This window comes from Variovorax humicola (assembly GCF_037889915.1).
Taxonomy (GTDB): Bacteria; Pseudomonadota; Gammaproteobacteria; order Burkholderiales; family Burkholderiaceae_C; genus Variovorax; species Variovorax humicola.
Genome location: NZ_JBBKZV010000037.1, coordinates 1 through 15,926, shown reverse-complemented (window position 1 = coordinate 15,926; position 15,926 = coordinate 1). Strand labels below are relative to the sequence as shown.

At 64.5% G+C, this 15,926-nt stretch carries 15 protein-coding genes and 2 pseudogenes; 8 read left to right on the top strand and 9 right to left on the bottom strand.

Going from position 1 to position 15,926, the window contains the following annotated elements; all coding sequences use genetic code 11:
* Positions 1-52: 52 nt before the first annotated feature.
* Positions 53-1,267 carry an ABC transporter substrate-binding protein gene (locus WKW80_RS32030; RefSeq protein WP_340367632.1) on the bottom strand — a complete coding sequence of 405 codons (1,215 nt, stop codon included), beginning with the start codon at positions 1,265-1,267 and terminating at the stop codon, positions 53-55.
* Between the two features lie 22 nt (positions 1,268-1,289).
* Here WKW80_RS32030 and WKW80_RS32025 point away from each other — a divergent pair, with 22 nt between their 5' ends.
* Positions 1,290-2,078, top strand: coding sequence for an IclR family transcriptional regulator domain-containing protein (locus WKW80_RS32025; protein ID WP_340367631.1), 789 nt, complete (start codon positions 1,290-1,292; stop codon positions 2,076-2,078).
* An 8-nt stretch (positions 2,079-2,086) separates the two neighbouring features.
* Here WKW80_RS32025 and WKW80_RS32020 read toward each other — a convergent pair whose 3' ends face one another.
* On the bottom strand, positions 2,087-2,941 hold the full coding sequence (locus WKW80_RS32020) for a shikimate dehydrogenase family protein (RefSeq protein ID WP_340367630.1): 855 nt from the start codon (positions 2,939-2,941) through the stop codon (positions 2,087-2,089).
* Between the two features lie 169 nt (positions 2,942-3,110).
* Between WKW80_RS32020 and WKW80_RS37505 the strand changes: the two are divergent.
* The 3 genes and pseudogenes from WKW80_RS37505 to WKW80_RS32010 form a co-directional block, all read left to right on the top strand.
* Positions 3,111-3,197, top strand: a pseudogene (locus WKW80_RS37505) (hypothetical protein); the annotation flags it as partial.
* Positions 3,198-3,273: 76 nt separating this feature from the next.
* Positions 3,274-3,855 (top strand): annotated as a pseudogene (locus WKW80_RS32015) (IS30 family transposase); the annotation flags it as partial.
* 232 nt (positions 3,856-4,087) lie between these two features.
* Positions 4,088-5,071, top strand: coding sequence for an ABC transporter substrate-binding protein (locus WKW80_RS32010; protein WP_340367629.1), 984 nt, complete (start codon positions 4,088-4,090; stop codon positions 5,069-5,071).
* 372 nt (positions 5,072-5,443) lie between these two features.
* Here the strand turns inward: WKW80_RS32010 and WKW80_RS32005 are convergent, their stop codons facing one another.
* From WKW80_RS32005 to WKW80_RS31995, 3 genes are all read right to left on the bottom strand, one after another.
* Entirely contained in the window at positions 5,444-5,902 is a 459-nt protein-coding gene (locus WKW80_RS32005; protein ID WP_340367628.1) for an SET domain-containing protein, read from the bottom strand.
* 258 nt (positions 5,903-6,160) lie between these two features.
* The gene (locus tag WKW80_RS32000; RefSeq protein ID WP_340367627.1) at positions 6,161-6,688 is read right to left on the bottom strand and encodes a methyltransferase family protein; all 528 of its coding nucleotides are present in this window, start codon (positions 6,686-6,688) and stop codon (positions 6,161-6,163) included.
* 33 nt (positions 6,689-6,721) lie between these two features.
* On the bottom strand, positions 6,722-7,051 hold the full coding sequence (locus tag WKW80_RS31995; protein WP_340367626.1) for a hypothetical protein: 330 nt from the start codon (positions 7,049-7,051) through the stop codon (positions 6,722-6,724).
* A gap of 520 nt (positions 7,052-7,571) precedes the next feature.
* On the opposite strand from WKW80_RS31995, the gene WKW80_RS31990 reads away from it, so the two are divergent.
* The 4 genes from WKW80_RS31990 (at position 7,572) to WKW80_RS31975 (ending at position 10,998) form a co-directional block, all read left to right on the top strand.
* Positions 7,572-8,234 carry a dihydrofolate reductase family protein gene (locus WKW80_RS31990; RefSeq protein WP_340367657.1) on the top strand — a complete coding sequence of 221 codons (663 nt, stop codon included), beginning with the start codon at positions 7,572-7,574 and terminating at the stop codon, positions 8,232-8,234.
* 476 nt (positions 8,235-8,710) lie between these two features.
* Positions 8,711-9,352 (top strand): hemerythrin domain-containing protein, encoded by a 642-nt coding sequence (locus WKW80_RS31985; RefSeq protein ID WP_340367625.1) that lies wholly within the window; start codon positions 8,711-8,713, stop codon positions 9,350-9,352.
* A gap of 271 nt (positions 9,353-9,623) precedes the next feature.
* Positions 9,624-10,736, top strand: a complete 1,113-nt coding sequence (locus WKW80_RS31980; RefSeq protein WP_340367624.1) for a potassium channel family protein — start codon at positions 9,624-9,626, stop codon at positions 10,734-10,736.
* 94 nt (positions 10,737-10,830) lie between these two features.
* Complete coding sequence (locus WKW80_RS31975; RefSeq protein ID WP_340367623.1) at positions 10,831-10,998, top strand: hypothetical protein; 168 nt, start codon at positions 10,831-10,833, stop codon at positions 10,996-10,998.
* Positions 10,999-11,141: 143 nt separating this feature from the next.
* On the opposite strand, the gene pgi is transcribed toward WKW80_RS31975, so the two are convergent.
* The 4 genes from pgi to eda form a co-directional block, all read right to left on the bottom strand.
* A complete protein-coding gene (gene pgi / locus WKW80_RS31970) occupies positions 11,142-12,737 on the bottom strand; it encodes a glucose-6-phosphate isomerase (protein WP_340367622.1) in 1,596 nt (531 codons plus the stop codon).
* A gap of 59 nt (positions 12,738-12,796) precedes the next feature.
* The gene (zwf, locus tag WKW80_RS31965) at positions 12,797-14,263 is read right to left on the bottom strand and encodes a glucose-6-phosphate dehydrogenase (RefSeq protein WP_340367621.1); all 1,467 of its coding nucleotides are present in this window, start codon (positions 14,261-14,263) and stop codon (positions 12,797-12,799) included.
* Positions 14,264-14,488: 225 nt separating this feature from the next.
* Positions 14,489-15,238 (bottom strand): 2,3-diphosphoglycerate-dependent phosphoglycerate mutase, encoded by a 750-nt coding sequence (gpmA, locus tag WKW80_RS31960; RefSeq protein ID WP_340367620.1) that lies wholly within the window; start codon positions 15,236-15,238, stop codon positions 14,489-14,491.
* A 27-nt stretch (positions 15,239-15,265) separates the two neighbouring features.
* Positions 15,266-15,898 (bottom strand): bifunctional 4-hydroxy-2-oxoglutarate aldolase/2-dehydro-3-deoxy-phosphogluconate aldolase, encoded by a 633-nt coding sequence (eda, locus tag WKW80_RS31955; RefSeq protein WP_340367619.1) that lies wholly within the window; start codon positions 15,896-15,898, stop codon positions 15,266-15,268.
* Positions 15,899-15,926 lie beyond the last annotated feature (28 nt).

The window sequence follows — 15,926 nt, the reverse complement described above, 5'->3', positions numbered from 1 at the left end:
CTCGGCTGGCAACGATCTGGTTGTCGACGGTGAATGCCGGCCGCGCGGCGTTTCATTCGATCAGTTCGTCGGCAGCCACGAGCACACTCTGCGGAATCGTCACGCCAAGCGCCTTGGCGGCCTTCAGGTTGACAACGAGTTCCAATTTGGTGCCTTGCTCGAACGGGATGTCGCCCGGTTTTGCGCCCTTGAGGATCTTGTCGACGAACGCGGCAGAGCGGCGAAACATGGCGGGCCAGTCGCCCTGGTAGGAAAGCAGGCCGCCGGCGTCGAGATAGGCCGCGCCACCCCAGATCGACGGCAGCCGATACTTGAGGCACAACTCGCCGAGTCTTGCGCGCTGGGTCCAGATCATGGCGTCGGCAAGGATGGCAACAGCGTTCACGCGCTCCCTGGCCATCGATGCGAACGCCGAATCGAAGTCATCCGGGCCGCGCGTTTCCACCAACTGCAGCGCGACGCCAAGGGATTGTTGCCAGCCTGGAACGGCCCGGGCGAGGCCCTCGGGCGACGCTGTGTCCGGATGGAACAGCACGGCAAACCGGCGCGCTGTCGGGAAGATGTCCTTGAGCAGTTGCAGGCGCTTTTGCAGAATGCCGTCGAACGCGGCCGAAATGCCGGTGACGTTACCGCCCGGCCGCGTCAGGCTCGTGATCAGACCCATTTGAACTGGGTCATCGACCGCGATGGCGACAACGGGGAGAGTCTTTGTTGCGTCCTTGACGAGCATCGCTGGGCGCGGGCCGGCGGTCACCAGCACGTCTGGAGCGAGCCGGATCAATTCGTCCAGCAAACTGGGCAACCGCTCATACTTGCCATCTGCCCAGCGAAATGCGATGTCAAGGTTCTGCCCCTCGATGTAGCCAAGCTCGCGCAGCCCCTGGCGAAACGGATTGACCGCGTTGCGCAACGTGATCGGGTCGGGCGCCGAACCACTGAGGTAGCCCAGGCGGCGAACCCTGCCTGGCGCCGCCTGGGACTGCGCCGTCAGCGGGGCGGCGAAGGTGGCGATGGCCGTAACAATCGCAGCGCGCCGCGATTCCAGGATTGTTGGTCGCTTCGATGTCATTTCGATCTCCTCATTGGCCTGCAGCGTGTCCTCGGGCGCAGCTCCCGATGCGCTTCGAGTCAACCCTAGGGGCATCAACCGGAGCCACGCATGAGCACAACCACACGAGCCGCAAGGCGGACACCGGTCTGTCAAGGGGTCCTGTGGGTGGATGACGAGTCCGCTGAACGAGCTTGGCACAAGTGCGTCATCGGGCATCGGTAGATACCATGGAACGAACGTGGATTCGCAACGCAGGCGTCGGCGACCGATTGTCGCTCGACACTGTCCGATCGTCGAAGGCCTGGCGCGCGGCCTTTCGGTCATCGAGGCGTTCGATGTCGATCATTCCCGGATGAGCGGCTCTGAAGTGGCGGTGCGCACCTCGTTGAGTCGCAACGCAGCCCGTCGGCATCTGCTGATGCTTTGCCATCATGGCTACGCGCAGACCGACGGCAAGCGCTTCTGGTTGACACCGCGCGTATTGCGTGTGGGCGGACGGTTCCACGCAGCGACACGCCTGCCGCGCATCGTGCAGCCGTCCAAAGAGAACCTTTCCGCACGCACCGGCGAGACCGTCAACGTGAGCGTTCTGGACGGCCACGACGTGGTCTACATCTCGCGCAGCAACAGCCCGCGGCTGGTGTCGGTTGGCTTCTATCCAGGCTTGCGCGTACAGGCCCACCTCGTGACGCCAGGCGTCACGCTGCTCGCGGCGCTCGGCGACGACGCCCTGCAGCGTTGGATCGGCGAGCACGTCTTTACTGCCTTCACCTCGAAGACGGTGACCAATCCAAACGAGTTCGTGCGCCACGTGCGCGCGGCGCGCGACCTGGGCTACTGGATCATCGAGGAGCACCTCGGCCCGGCCTTGCTCGGCGTCGCGATGCCGTTGAGCGACCGCCGCGACACCGTGGTGGCAGCGATCGGCATGACTTTGCAGATGAACGCGTGGCCACGAGAGCGCGTCATCAGCCGATGGGTCCCTGCCTTGAGCCACGCAGCCCTGTCGCTGCGGACGCTACTCTGAAGCGCCGGTCACTGGGCCGCTTCGAACAGCGCGCGTACGCCGGACAGGTCGCTCTGCACTGCGGCCGCGACATGGTCCAACCCGAAGAACGACAGGTATTCAGGCACCTGCTGGATCAGCATCTCGAAGCCGGGATAGGCCGCGATACCGCGCGCATGGCAGGCGCGCAGCAGTGGCGTTGGCTGATTCTTCATCAGGATGTCGACGACGCAACTGCCATCGTCGAGGCGCGCGACATCGAAGGCCAGCGGATCGCTCGCCTGCATGCCGAGCGGCGTGGCGTTGATGACCAGGTCGTAGCCGGCAGGGTCTGGCGTCGGCACAGCCGCCACGTCGCAGTTGAACGCTGCGCGCAGCCGCTCCACGATTTCGGTCGCTCGCTGGACATCGCGCACTGCCAAGGCAATTCGGGCAGCGCCGCGGGCTGCGAGCGTCGCGGCGATCGCGACGCCGGCGCCACCGGCACCCACGATCAGCACGCGGCGACCGGCAATCGGGACCTTCCAGTGGTCGAGACCCTTGGCGAAGCCAATGCCGTCGAACAAAGCCCCTTCGATCGACCCGTCGGCGTTGCGGCGGGCCGCATTCACGGCGCCGGCGGCATGTCCCAGTGCGTCGCACCGATCGAGCATTCGCATCATGGCCGTCTTGTGGGGAATGGTCAGCCACAAGCCGTCGATATTGCCGGCCTTCAGAACCGCATGTGCGAAGGAATCGAACTCGCCCGGGGCAACGCGTGCCGGCACCAGCACCGCATCGACGCCGTGCTTTTCGAAGAGATGGTTGAAAACCTGCGGCGCCCGAACCTGGGCCACCGGGTCGCCCAGGATCAGGAAGACGCGTGTGCTTCCGAATATCGTCATATGCCGCACCGCTGGAAGTGGAACCAGATCCCAATCTAGTCAGCGCGCCAATACGGCTCAAGAGTGACAGGGCGATCAGCGGCCGCACTGCACGGTACACGGTCGCTTCGAGGGTATCCACGGCGGACTCAAAACTGAAGTGCAACACCTGATCGCATAAGGTGTGCACATGAATGAACGAACCAGGTACCAGCAGCTTCAACCCGAGGACCGGATCACGATAGCGAGCATGTGTCAGCAGTCTTTGAGCATGCGGGCCATGGCCCGCATGCTCGGGCGCTCGACGTCGACGATCAGCCGGGAGCTGGAGCGCAACACGCTGGGCGAGTTGCCGTACGCCTCGCACTCGGCTCAGGTATCGTCGCGGCCGGATCCCGGACATGGTCAGCATCCACGTGCGCCCTCCAGAGGTGAACGACCGGGTGATGCCGGGGCACTGGGAGGGAGACTTCATCAAGGGCGCAGGCAACAAGTCCTCGGTGGGCGTGCTGGTCGAGCGCACCAGCCGCCTGGTGCTGCTGGCCAAGATGGACGATGCGACCGCCGCCTCGGCGCTTGCGGGCTTCTCTGCCAAGCTGAATTCGATTGCTGAGCCGATGCGCCAGAGCCTGACCTACGATCAGGGCAAGGAGATGTCGCGTCACGCGGATCTCGCTGCCCAGACGGGGGTCAAGGTGTACTTCTGCGACCCGCACAGCCCCTGGCAGCGCGGCACCTGCGAGAACACAAACGGCCTGCTGCGTCAGTACATGCCCAAGGGAACAGACCTGAGTCTGTTCAGCCAGGACGAGCTCGACGGGATCGCCGACAGCATGAACAACAGGCCTCGCGCCACGCACGCGTGGCACACGCCGCTGGAAGTGTTCGCACGAACACTGGCATCGTCCCATCAACCGCCAGCGTCAATTCAATAACTCAACCCCGTTGCGCTTCAGCCTTGAAACCGCCCACTGAAAGGATTGCAGCGTTCATCCCGCTCGCGCGCCTGCGCCCATCACAAAAGAGTCTCAGATCAAAAGCGGATAGTCAGCATCGGATGATTTCAGAGCAGGCGATGCAGCGGGCACTTCGGGTTGCGCTCCGCGCGGAACTGGCGCAATGTGTGCCTCCTATTGGCCGCCGAACAAACCGCGATGGAGGTCATTCTTGCGATCGACGATCACCGCGTTTCTCGTCAGCGCGGCGGTTCTTTTTCTGCTTGCAGCCCCGCCTCCCGCCGAGGCGCAGCAAGCCGGCAAAGTCGCGCGCGTCGGCGTGTTGCTGTTCAGCGCACCCGAGGCCGATCCGAACGCTGCTGCATTCCGGCAAGGATTGAGCGATCTGGGCTATGTCGAAGGCGCGAATCTCACGACGCTGTACCGCTTTGCCGAAGGAAAGCCTGAGCGCCTTCCCGCCCTGGCCAGTGAACTCGTTGCGCTGAAGCCGGATGTCATCCTCGCGCTCGGCGGCGACGTGGCCCCTTTCGCCAGGACCGCCACGAACGTGATTCCCATCGTCATGGCGGCCAGCCAGGACCCCGTGCAGGCAGGGCTTGTCGCGAGCCTGTCGAAACCGGGTGGAAACATCACCGGCGTGACCTTCGTGTCGTCCGAGTTGGCGGCCAAGCGGCTGCAGATCCTGAAGCAGGCCGCGCCCGGCATTTCGCGGGTCGCGGTGCTCTGGAATCCCGACCATATCGACCCCGAGTACCGCGAGACCCAGGCTGCGGGAAAGGTCCTCGGCATTCACGTCCAGTCGCTCGAAGTCAGGAGTGCGGGCGACTTCGATCCGGCCTTGCAGGCAGCGGCGGCGGAACGGGCGGAAGCAATCGTCGTGGTGTCGTCGAGGCTCACGACGATCAACCGGCAGCGGGTCCTGGAGTTCGCGGCACGGCAGCGGATTGCCGTGGTGGCGGGCTGGGGTCCGTGGGTCGAGTCGGGGGCATTGATGAGCTACGGGCCTGATCTGAATGTGATGGTTCGCCGGACCGCCAGCTATGTGGACCAGATCCTGAAGGGCGCCAATCCGGCCCGAATGCCGGTCGAGCAGCCGACCAAGCTCGACCTCTTCATCAACGTGAAGACCGCGACGGCGCTGGGCCTGACGATTTCGCCATCACTTCTGTTGCAGGCTACTCGCGTCGTCGAGTGACCGAATCGACTGCTTGTGGCGTGTATGGTGGATTGTCTTGGACTGCTTTCTGACTTCCAGGCGCCCCAACGCCCGCAGCGTGCCCTGCGACAAGCCCAGTTTCAGCGGTCGGGGCGCATGCGGTGGCGGCCGGTGAGGCGCTCACAGAGTATCGAACTCGCCCAGCACGGCACACTTCGCTCGACTCTTCGTTGGCCGGTGACGCGAAGGGTCCGCCGAAGCCCTGCCCTGATCGGGTGTCGCAGCCCCCGCGGTCCCGCGGCTGCTCTCTGGGTTTGCGGTGGTCCGCCGACGCTGCTGCCGATCGTGCCTTGCCGGCCTTGCTCCCGCGCTACCGTGAGCCTGCGTGCCCGCTCACCGCCACGAGGTCCGTCATGCCGACGTGCCGGCGGGCGCCACCATGCTTCCGCGGCACGAGACCGCACCACAAAAGCAACGGTAGTCGGTTGCATCGTACGACTCGTCGACGATGAGGCCATAGTCCAGAAACACCTCCTCGCCTGCGCACAGCGGCCTGAGCGCATAGATCCTCAGCACCAATCGGCCCCTTGCATCCCACTCCTCCACCGCTTCGCAGTTCGGCGCACAGGAATGATTGATATGCCGCGTGGCATTGCCACCCCTGCTCCCGTCGATCGTGTCGCCATTCGATAACGAAAACAAGTAAGTCAGGCTGTCGTCCCAGCGTCGCCGACTGAGTTGCTCCGGAGAGAACCGCCGTCCCTGATAGGTGCCCAGGAGCGTCGCTTCGGGCAGATCCTGTGTTGCAAACACGCCCAGGCCATGGACGCCGCTGGAGGCAATTTGGAGATAGGGAGTTCGTGCGTTCATTCGCTAAGCGCGTCGGCCCTCGAGGGATGACCGCAATCGAAATTGTAGAAGCCCTGGAAGTCATCCGCGCGTCTTCCGGAACCCTCGCATCGCCTTCATTCTTTCATCGCGCTCGGTGGTGAGGTACATCGACGTCGCCCCGACGATGAGTTGCCCGAACAGCCATACGCGAAGGATGCGGTCGACGTTCCTCCGCCGCGAGCCAGCCCTTTTACGCCAGCGGTCGCACGGCCTCGGCCCAAGGGCGTCCAGCGATTCCTACCAGATGTTCGGTATGAGACGATGGCGCACACGGCTTGCGTATTCGTTGTAGCCGGGAAGATCGCGGCGAAGGATTCTTTCCTCATCGAGAAGCCGCCAGAAAAGTACCGGCAGGATGAGTGGGACGAGACACATCGTCAGCCACGAGCCAAGCGCCAGCGGCATGCCGATGAATAGCCAGAGCGCGCCTGCGTACATGGGATGACGCACATACGCATAGGGGCCGGTGTCGATCACTTTGTGATCATCCGCGACACTGATGTTGGCTGCAGCAAAACTATTGACCTTCAACACCCAGAAAATAATGAGGAAGGACAATACGATCACGATGTCTCCAACAATGGACAGGTATGCGGGCACCGGCGAGAGGCCGACGCGGTAGTCGAGTGGAGGCAAAGTGATAAAGACAAAAAGGTCCTTCGGACTTTCCAGTGGGTCAAAACGCCGCGGCAGTTCCGGTCGCTTGGAGGCACAAACAGCCCCGCCAGACCGGAAACCCGCACCAGCGCTCGCTTTCCGAGGCATCGAGGGAATTCACGAAGGTGCGATTGGGCAGTTTCATGTCGGTTGCAGCCGCTCGAATTTCCCCAGGCGACCCACTCCAAACCCTGAAGGACCGACAAAAAAGGCGAGGATGATGAGCGACACGATGATCTTCTGCGACCATTCTTTCTCATGCTGTGGTCCGGCATTCATACGGCGCTCGAGAAGCGGCCTGTCGTACAGGGCGAGATAGACCGTGAAGGCGATGGTCGAGACCGAAAAGACTGCGATAAAGAGCCAGCCTTGCCAGTAGTGCCACGTGCCCGCGGGCAAGAAAATCAAGGCGACGAATACCGCCATCCCCGCCAACCCTTGTGCAATGGCCTTCCTGTAGAGCGGATCCATAGTTGCATGCATGGTACCCCCGCCGTCCCACCCCGCAATGCGCGTCCTGGCGAGATGCGAACTCGGAGCGAACCTCGTTCAGTTAGGGCAAGCACGCGGCTTGCGCGGACAGATCTCTACCCGCATTATTTCTTGAACGGCCGCCGAGGCGCCCACTATGGTTTCTGCCCCGCGGCGGATGGCGCGAGTCCCCGAATAGCCACTTCCTTATTTCCGACAACCGCGTTGGACGGCGATGACCGGCAGGCCACGGTCCGCTGCGGTTCCGCAACAGGAGACGCTGACCTTCAACTGGCGGGTCGCCGCCGTCGCTGCGTGCCCCAGAGGCCCGCCAGCGAGAAACATGGCGGCGAGCAAGCATCGCGGCTTCGAAGCAGGGCTACGCATGACCCCTCGCTCAAGCGGACCCGTAATGGCAAGGCACCTTGGCCGCGAAACCTTCACTGTCCACTCTGGGTGCTTCGCCTCCGCGCAGCGGTAATCTCTACGTTCAGGCGTCAATAGAAAGGAAGGCATGAAAATGACACGCGTCCGAGTTGAGGGCTTTACCATCTCGCTTGACGGATACGGAGCTGGTCCGAATCAGGACGTCAGGAATCCGCTCGGCGTGGGCGGGACAGACTTGCATCAGTGGCTAGTCCCGACACGCACCTTTCAACGAGCCCTGTTCGGCGCCGACGGTGGATCAACGGGGATCGATGACGACTTCGCCGCGCGGGGCTTCAAGAATGTGGGTGCCTGGATTCTCGGAAGAAACATGTTCGGACCGATTCGTGGTCCCTGGCCCGACATGAGCTGGAAAGGCTGGTGGGGGGACAACCCGCCCTATCACGTTCCAACTTTCATCTTGACGCATCACGCGCGCCCGCCCATCCAGATGGAAGGCGGAACGACATTTCACTTCGTTACAGGCGGCATTCACGAGGCGCTCGACCGGGCGCGCGACGCAGCCAACGAAATGGATGTGCGCATTGGCGGCGGACCGAACACTGTCCAGCAATATCTTCGTGCAGGCCTCATCGATGAGTTGCACGTCGCGATATCGCCGGTCCTGCTTGGCGGGGGAGAGCGACTATTCGAGGGGACTGACATGCGCGCTCTGGGATACGAATGCGTTCAGTTCGTTGCGTCGGAGAAAGCCACCCATGTCGTACTTCGGCGGCAAGGGCGCAATGAAACCTGACAACCGATTGCAGCGGACAGCGCTGCCGCGCCGCCGCTGGTCTGGAGCGTCGAGCGGCTGCTTGCAGTCGTCGAATCCCTGACGGCACTGACCGCTTCGGGGTCGAAAGCGGCCTCGAGCGGCGGCTCTCTGGCATCCAAATTGATTGGCTGGTGATGGCCGGCCAGGAGCGGGCCAGGAGCGGCCGGTCGCGCCGCCCTTGCAACGTCGCCTGGTCGGTCCGTGCAGGGATTTCCATCCAGGAGACCCACGTTGCGCATTCGCCGTCTCGACCGCCTGCCGACGTCGGCCCACCGCGGTGTTCGGCGCCTCCAATCGCCGGGGCTCGTCAGCGCCAAGGTGCGGCGCAAACTGCGCGCCGGAAACCGACGGTCTTGCGATGAAGTCCGTCGATCCCTGCGATCTTTTGATCTGCCTCAAGCCACGCGGTTCGGAACGCGGCATCCTAGGCGCATGACCATGCAGGAGATCGCGCCATGACGCACGCCAGCCTCACCATCATCCGTCGCGAGCATCGTGCCCTGTCGGCGATGCTGCGCACGATCTCCTTGCTGCTCGCTGAGCACAAGCGCCGAAGTACCCTTCCCGACTTCGACGCGCTGCACGCCATGCTGTTCTACGTGGATGAATTTCATGAAAAGCTGCATCACCCCAAGGAGAGCCGCTTGCTCTTTCCGAGTCTGCGCGGACACGACGCGAGTACCGACGCGGTGCTCGACCGCCTGGAGCGGGACCACGCGCGCGGTGACCAATCGATCCGCGACCTCGAGCACGAGTTGGTCGGCTTCCAGATGATGAGCGATACCGACCAGTGCGACGCACGCCGCGAGAAGTTCGAGACCTCCATGAGGCAATACGTCGACCGCTGTCTCGAACACATGCACATCGAGGAGACCGAGGTGTTGCCGCTTGCCGAGAAGGCACTTACTGCGCACGACTGGGCCGCACTCGACGCCGCGTTCCTGGCCAATCGCGACGCGTTCGCTGGCTTTGAAGCCGACGAGGTGTATCGGCCGCTGTTCAGGAAAATACTCGGCTCGTTGCGGATCTCGGGTGTGGGTTCCGCACTCGAAGCGCTGGCAGGCGCGGCGCAGCCGAAATATTCGTCGGAACAATGACCCCGCTGCGGCCGGCAGACATTCGGGCAGACACCAGCGAGAGAACCCACGGACTCCGCGCCTGCGCTTGAGGTCGGATGGGCTTGCGCTCGTCGCTGCTCCAACATTGTTCGGTCGCATTGCACAGCGCATAGCTGCCGAGGCTTGCAATGCGACTCGCCGTCCTTTTTAAATCCGCCCAGGACCGACGTCTTCGAGGAATAGGGTAGTTGGCCAGGACGGTAGCAGGTCATTCATCGATGATGGGCTTTTAGTTCCTTGGACTGTTTCTATGCCCTCGTTCGCCCTCCTGCTCGGCGTCATCCTGGTTCTGGCTACTCTGATAGACGCCTTCGAGGTGGTACTGCTGCCGCGCCCGGTGCGCCGGCGGGTACGGCTAAACCGCTATTTTTTCAAATGCACCTGGGACGTCTGGGCCTGGTGCGCCAACCTTTGGCCCACCGGTCGTCGGCGCGAGGACTTCATCGGAGTCTACGGCCCCTTGTCGATGGTCATGCTCTTCGCCCTCTGGGGCGCAAGCCTGATCGTCGGTTTTGGGCTGATGCAATGGGCGCTGCAGCGCCTGGTGCCGGCTGCCGGCGCCGACGCGCTGATCGACCAGATCATCATCAGCGGTGACGCCTTCTTCACGCTCGGCTATGGCGACATCGTCCCGCACCATTCGCTTGCACGACTGCTGGTGATTGTCGAAGCCGGCACCGGCTTCGGATTCATCGCGCTGACCATCGGCTACCTGCCCGTGCTTTACCAGCACTTCACCCGTCGCGATCTCCAGCTCATTGAATTCTCCGCGCGTGCCGGGTCGCCACCGACGGCCGCAGCCCTGCTCGGCTGGCATGTGCATGACAGCCCCGAGGCGCTCGAACGCTGGCTCAGGGACTGGGAGCTCTGGGGCAGCGATCTGATTGAAAGTCACGCCGTGTATCCGATGCTCGCGTACTACCGATCGCAACACGAGGGCCATTCCTGGCTAGGCTCCCTGGCGGTCGTGCTGGACGTGTGCACGCTGCTTATTGCCGGGGCTGACCACGCACGGCGTCATCAGGCTACCGCCACCTTCTCGGCCTTGAGGCGCATCCTCGACGAGGCGAGCGAGTCGCTGCGCGTGGCCCCTGTGCGCCAGGTGTCGGCCCGCCGGATGGGTGCCGAGGCGCTTGGTCATCTCTCGCCCACGATTCGTCGAATCTTGCCCGCCTGGCACGATGACGAGGCCACCCTGCAAGTCATCCAGCAATTACGAAAAACCTACGAGCCGAGACTCGAGGGCCTGTCGGCCTACCTGTTGCTGCCTTTGCCGGACTGGATTGACCCCGCCGGGGCGGCGGCCGAACGCTTCGGTCGCGATGCGGTCGTCAGGCATCTCACCGAGGGCCGCCCGGGCTGAATTCGTCCCGGCTTGCAGCATTTCAAGACGGGATCCCGAACGCCCACGGCTCAACGGGGCATGCGCACAAGGCCATGCCGATGCCGCTGCGGGCATGCCGACGATCAGCATTCCGGCCACGCCCCATGCCATCCATGATTGCGTCGCGTGTACGCGCGCGGGCACGGACGCCGTGGTGGCCTACCAGAAGGCCTTGGCGCTTGCTCCCGGTCAGCCGCAATTGCTGGCCGACTATTGCGGACGCACTTGCATTGGCAAGTGATGGCGATCTGGATGGCCCGGCCCAACAGGCCATCGACGCGGCGCTTGCCATCGACCCCAATCATCCGAAAGCACTGGCGCCTGCCGGCATGGCTGCGTTCAAGCGCGGCGACGTGGCGCAGGCCCGCATGTTGCGCGTCCCGATCAATCCAGTAGCCGTCGCATCAAACCCGCCGTCGAGGCATCAAGACCCTCGGTGTTGCCGCTTGCCATTCGCGGCAGCAGGTCGCCGCAGAGCGCCTTGCCGAGCTCGACGCCCCACTGGTCGAAGCTATTGATCCCCCAAAGCGCACCGCTCGTGTAGACGCGGTGCTCGTACATCGCGATCAGCGCGCCGAGGCTGTGGGGCGTCAACCGGTCGAGCAGCAGCGTGGTGCTGGGCCGGTTGCCGGGGAAGGTCCGATGCCTTGCGACGATTTCCGGCGCCAGTGACTTCGCGGCGGTCGGAGCGCGCTCCGCCATGGCCTGGCTCGAGCGCTTTCCCAGCATCAATGCCTGTGCCTGCGCCAGGCCGTTGGCCAGCAGCTTCGTGTGCTGGTCGGCCAGGTCGTGCGTCGGGTGCTTGACCAGCAGGAACTCGACCGGGATCACGTCGGTGCCCTGGTGCAGCATCTGGAAGTAGGCGTGCTGGCCATTGGTGCCAGGTTCGCCCCACACCACCGGGCTGGTCGCGAAGGGCAAGGCGTTGCCATCGAGGTCGACGCACTTGCCGTTCGATTCCATCTCCAGTTGCTGCAGGTACGCCGGCAGCCGCTTGAGCCCCTGGTGGTAAGGCGCGACGCTACGGCTCGTGAAGCCGTGGAAGTTGCGATACCAGACGTCGATCAGCCCCAGGAGCACCGGCAGGTTCTTCGCGAGGGGCGCGGTGGCGAAGTGCCTGTCCATCTCGTGGGCGCCGCCCAGCATGGCGCGGAAGTTGTCCGCGCCGATCGCCAGGGCGATCGGCAGGCCGATGGCCGACCACAGCGAGTAGCGGCCGCCGACCCAATCCCAGAAGCCGAAGGTCGTCTCGATGCCGAACTCGGCCGCCGCCGCGACGTTGGTGGTCGTCGCCACGAAGTGCTTCGTCGTGTCGGTCCCACCGTTGGCGACGAACCAGGCCTTTGCCGCATGCGCATTGGCCATGGTCTCCTGCGTCGTGAAGGTCTTGCTCGCGATGACGAACAGCGTTTCCGCTGGACGCAGATGGCGCAGTACCGAGGTGATGTCGTGGCCGTCGACGTTGGAGACGAAGTGGAAGCCGAGCTCCGGGTGCACGAAGGCCTCCAGCGCCGGTACCGCCATCTGCGGCCCGAGGTCGCTGCCGCCGATGCCGATGTTCACGATGTGGCGGATGCCGCTCGCCCGGGTGTGGCGCACCGACTCGACATAGGCGAGCATCGCGTCGAGCACGCCGTGCACGTCGTCGCTGAACGGACCCTGCCCTCGCGGCGCGCGCAGCGCGGTGTGCAGCACGGCGCGGTCCTCTGTGGTGTTGATCGCGGCGCCGGCCAGCATGGCGTCGCGCCGCTTCTCGAGCTGGCACTCTCTCGCCAGATCGATCAGCAGCTTCATCGACGCGGCGTCGATGCGGTTCTTCGACAAGTCTGCAAACATGCCGGGAGCCTCGACCACCAGCGCGTCGAAGCGGCCGGGATCGCTGGCGAAGGCCTCGCGCAGATCGAACTGGTGACCATCCCCTTCGTAGTGGCTGCGCAGGGCGGCCCAGGCTTGGGTTTGGTCGCAACGGGGTGTGTTCATGGTGTGTCTGGGAGGGTGGTTGCGCATGGACGGATCGCCATGGTGATGCGGGTGAGGACTCAGGACTCCTCGCGCCATGCCGCACCGTCGCGCCCGACGAGTGCGCTGGAGGCAGCGGGTCCCCATGAGCCGGCGCTGTACGGCCGGGGCATTTCGCCGGAGGCCTCCCAGCCGTCCAGGATGGGCTCGCACCACCGCCACGCGGCGTCGAGCTCGTCCCGGCGCATGAAGAGCGTCAGGTTTCCGCGGATCGCGTCCAGCAGCAGGCGTTCGTAGGCTTCCATCGGACGCTGCTTGAACTGCTCGGCAAAGTCGAGGTTCAGGCCGACCGGCCTGAGGTTCATGGTGTCGCCGGGTACCTTGGCCATCATGAAGAGCTTGAGTCCCTCCTCCGGCTGAAGCTGGATCACCAACCGGTTGCCGAGCGAATCCTTCCCCGCGGACGGAAAGATCGAATGCGGCACGCTGCGGAAGTTCACGACGATTTCGGCCGCGCGTTCGGCCATTCGCTTGCCCGTGCGCAAGTAGAACGGAACACCCGACCAACGCCAGCTCTCGAGCTCGGCGCGGATGGCCACGTAGGTCTCCGTCGAGGTGTCGGGCGGGATGCCGGCTTCATCGAGGTATCCGGGCACGGCGGCGCCGTTGACCGTTCCCGCGCGATATTGGCCGCGCACGGTGCAGGAGCCCACGTCGGCCTGCGTGATGATGGGTGCCAGCGCGCGCAGGACCTTGAGCTTCTCATCGCGAACCGCGTCCGGATCAATCGATGTCGGCGGCTCCATCGCCACGATGCACAGCAGCTGCAGGAGGTGGTTCTGCACCATGTCGCGCAGCGCACCGGTGCGGTCGTAGAAATCACCCCGCGTTTCCACGCCCACCTGCTCGGCGATGGTGATCTGCACGTTGCGCACCCAGGTGCGGTTCCACAGCGGCTCCAGCAGTGCGTTGGCGAACCGCAGCGCAAGCAGGTTCTGAACGGGTTCCTTGCCCAGATAGTGGTCGATACGAAAGATCTGCGGTTCGGTGAACACGCTGCCCACGTCCTCGTTGATCTTCTGCGCGGAGGCCAGATCGCGCCCCAGAGGCTTCTCCAGCACGACGCGCGAGTTCGCGTCGACCAGCCCGGCGGCCGCCAGGTTCTTGCAGATCGGCGCGAAGAAGTCCGGCGCGGTGGACAGGAAGAAGACGCGCACCTCCGCCGGCGAGTCCTTCAGTGACTTGGCCAGCACGCCGAAATCCCGCGGCGTGTTCGCCTCCACCTTGGCGTAGTCCAGGCGCTCCGCGAAGGTCGAGAAGGTCGCCTTGTCGATGTCGGCGACGGCGACGAACTTGTCGAAGCTCGACTTCACCTTCTCGATGAATTCGGCCCGGCTCAGCGTCTCGCGCGCCAGGCCCAGGATCCGGCCATGCGGCGGCAGGTCGCCGTCGCGGTGACGGAAGTAAAGGGCAGGAAGCAGCTTTCGCATGGCGAGGTCGCCAGTACCGCCGAACAGGAGCAGATCGAATGAATTGACTTTGGGCATGTGAAGGTTCCTTCTTGCGTAAGAGTGAGCGCGGCGAGATCGCTTCGCGCGCTGAATGCAGCTGGACGCGGGTTCGGTGCGGTCGACGCAGGGCGCCACCGGGACTTCACGCCGCTCGCGGGGCGCGTGGCCCACTCGAGCCTGCCAGCCCCCGCCGACGATGACGATGCGGTGCAAGGTGAAATCCGATCCGCCGGATGTGGAATTGCTCACGGCGCCCATTCCTCAGGCGCCCGACTTGCCCTGATTGGCCACCGCCTGCAGGGAGGCGTTGATCGCCTCCTCGTCACCAAGGTAGTAGTGGTGCAAGGGTCTGAGTTCGTCGTCGAGTTCGTATACCAGTGGCTGGCCGGTGGGGATGTTCAGCTCGACGATGTCGGTGTCGGACACGTTGTCGAGGTACTTGATCAACGCCCGCAGGCTGTTGCCATGCGCTGCGATCACCACCCGCCGACCCGACTGCACGGCAGGGGCGATGGTGGAATGCCAATAGGGCAGGAAGCGCGCGACCGTGTCCTTCAGGCACTCGGTGCGCGGGAATCCGGTCGAACCCAGCTCGACGTAGCGCGGATCGCCGGCCTCGATCCGGGGGTCGCTGTCCGCGAGCGGAGGCGGCGCCACGTCGTAGGCGCGGCGCCAGATTTTCACCTGCGCGTCGCCATATTGCGTCGCGGTCTCCGACTTGTTGAGGCCTTGCAGCGCGCCGTAGTGGCGCTCGTTGAGGCGCCAGGAATGGTGGACCGGGATCCACATGCGGTCCATCTCCTCGAGCGCGGTCCACAGCGTCTTGATGGCCCGCTTGAGCACCGAGGTGTAGGCCACGTCGAAGTCGTAGCCTTCCTGCTTCAACAGCCGGCCCGCCGCGCGTGCTTCCGCCAGGCCCTTGTCGGTGAGGCCCACATCGGTCCAGCCGGTGAAGCGGTTTTCCTGGTTCCATGTCGATTCGCCGTGGCGAAGGAGAACGATTTTTTTCATGGTCGATCCTTGGGTAGAGGGTGTCTGTCAATGAGCGGCCGGCCGCAGGTCCGCGGTCCCGCGTGCGAGCGTCGTGATGCGGCCCCAGTCGCGAGAGGCGACCGCGTCGCCCGGCGTCAGCCACGAACCCCCGACGCAGGCCACGTTGGGCAAGGCCAGGAATTGCGCAGCGGTGGTGCCGCTGATCCCGCCGGTCGGACAGAACCGCAGGTCGGGGAAGGGGCCGGACAAGGCCTGCAGCATGCCGACCCCGCCGGCCTGCTGCGCCGGGAAGAGCTTGAGTTCCGTGAAGCCCGCTGTGCGCGCCGCGATCACGTCGGAAGGCGTCATCACGCCGGGCAGCAAGGGCAGCGCACTGTCCCATGCCGCGGCAACCAGTTCCGGCGTCAAGCCGGGACTCACGCCGAACAGCGCGCCGGCCTTGAGCGAGGCGTCGAAGTCCTCCGGCCGTGTGATCGTTCCGACGCCGATGATCGCGCCTTCGACCTCGTTGGCGATGGCCTCGATCGCCTTCAGTGCCACCGGCGTTCGCAAGGTCAACTCGAGCACGCGAACGCCGCCGGCCACCAGCGCGCGCGCCAGCGGCACCGCGTCCTCCAGCCTGTCGATGACGATGACCGGGATGACCGGGCCGGTGCGCATGATGTCCAGGATGTCCATGACGCGAGCTCCGTGCTTCGCACTGCGG

Excerpts from the sequence above, each read along its gene's own strand:
- WKW80_RS31975 (WP_340367623.1), top strand. The coding sequence starts at position 10,831 with ATGCCGACGATCAGCATTCCGGCCACGCCCCATGCCATCCATGATTGC.
- WKW80_RS32005 (WP_340367628.1), bottom strand. The coding sequence starts at position 5,902 with ATGAACGCACGAACTCCCTATCTCCAAATTGCCTCCAGCGGCGTCCAT.
- WKW80_RS32000 (WP_340367627.1), bottom strand. The coding sequence starts at position 6,688 with ATGCCTCGGAAAGCGAGCGCTGGTGCGGGTTTCCGGTCTGGCGGGGCT.
- eda (WP_340367619.1), bottom strand. The coding sequence starts at position 15,898 with ATGGACATCCTGGACATCATGCGCACCGGCCCGGTCATCCCGGTCATC.
- WKW80_RS31985 (WP_340367625.1), top strand. The coding sequence starts at position 8,711 with ATGACGCACGCCAGCCTCACCATCATCCGTCGCGAGCATCGTGCCCTG.
- WKW80_RS31990 (WP_340367657.1), top strand. The coding sequence starts at position 7,572 with ATGACACGCGTCCGAGTTGAGGGCTTTACCATCTCGCTTGACGGATAC.
- WKW80_RS31980 (WP_340367624.1), top strand. The coding sequence starts at position 9,624 with ATGCCCTCGTTCGCCCTCCTGCTCGGCGTCATCCTGGTTCTGGCTACT.
- gpmA (WP_340367620.1), bottom strand. The coding sequence starts at position 15,238 with ATGAAAAAAATCGTTCTCCTTCGCCACGGCGAATCGACATGGAACCAG.
- zwf (WP_340367621.1), bottom strand. The coding sequence starts at position 14,263 with ATGCCCAAAGTCAATTCATTCGATCTGCTCCTGTTCGGCGGTACTGGC.
- WKW80_RS32030 (WP_340367632.1), bottom strand. The coding sequence starts at position 1,267 with ATGCCCGATGACGCACTTGTGCCAAGCTCGTTCAGCGGACTCGTCATC.
- pgi (WP_340367622.1), bottom strand. The coding sequence starts at position 12,737 with ATGAACACACCCCGTTGCGACCAAACCCAAGCCTGGGCCGCCCTGCGC.
- WKW80_RS32020 (WP_340367630.1), bottom strand. The coding sequence starts at position 2,941 with ATGACGATATTCGGAAGCACACGCGTCTTCCTGATCCTGGGCGACCCG.
- WKW80_RS31995 (WP_340367626.1), bottom strand. The coding sequence starts at position 7,051 with ATGGATCCGCTCTACAGGAAGGCCATTGCACAAGGGTTGGCGGGGATG.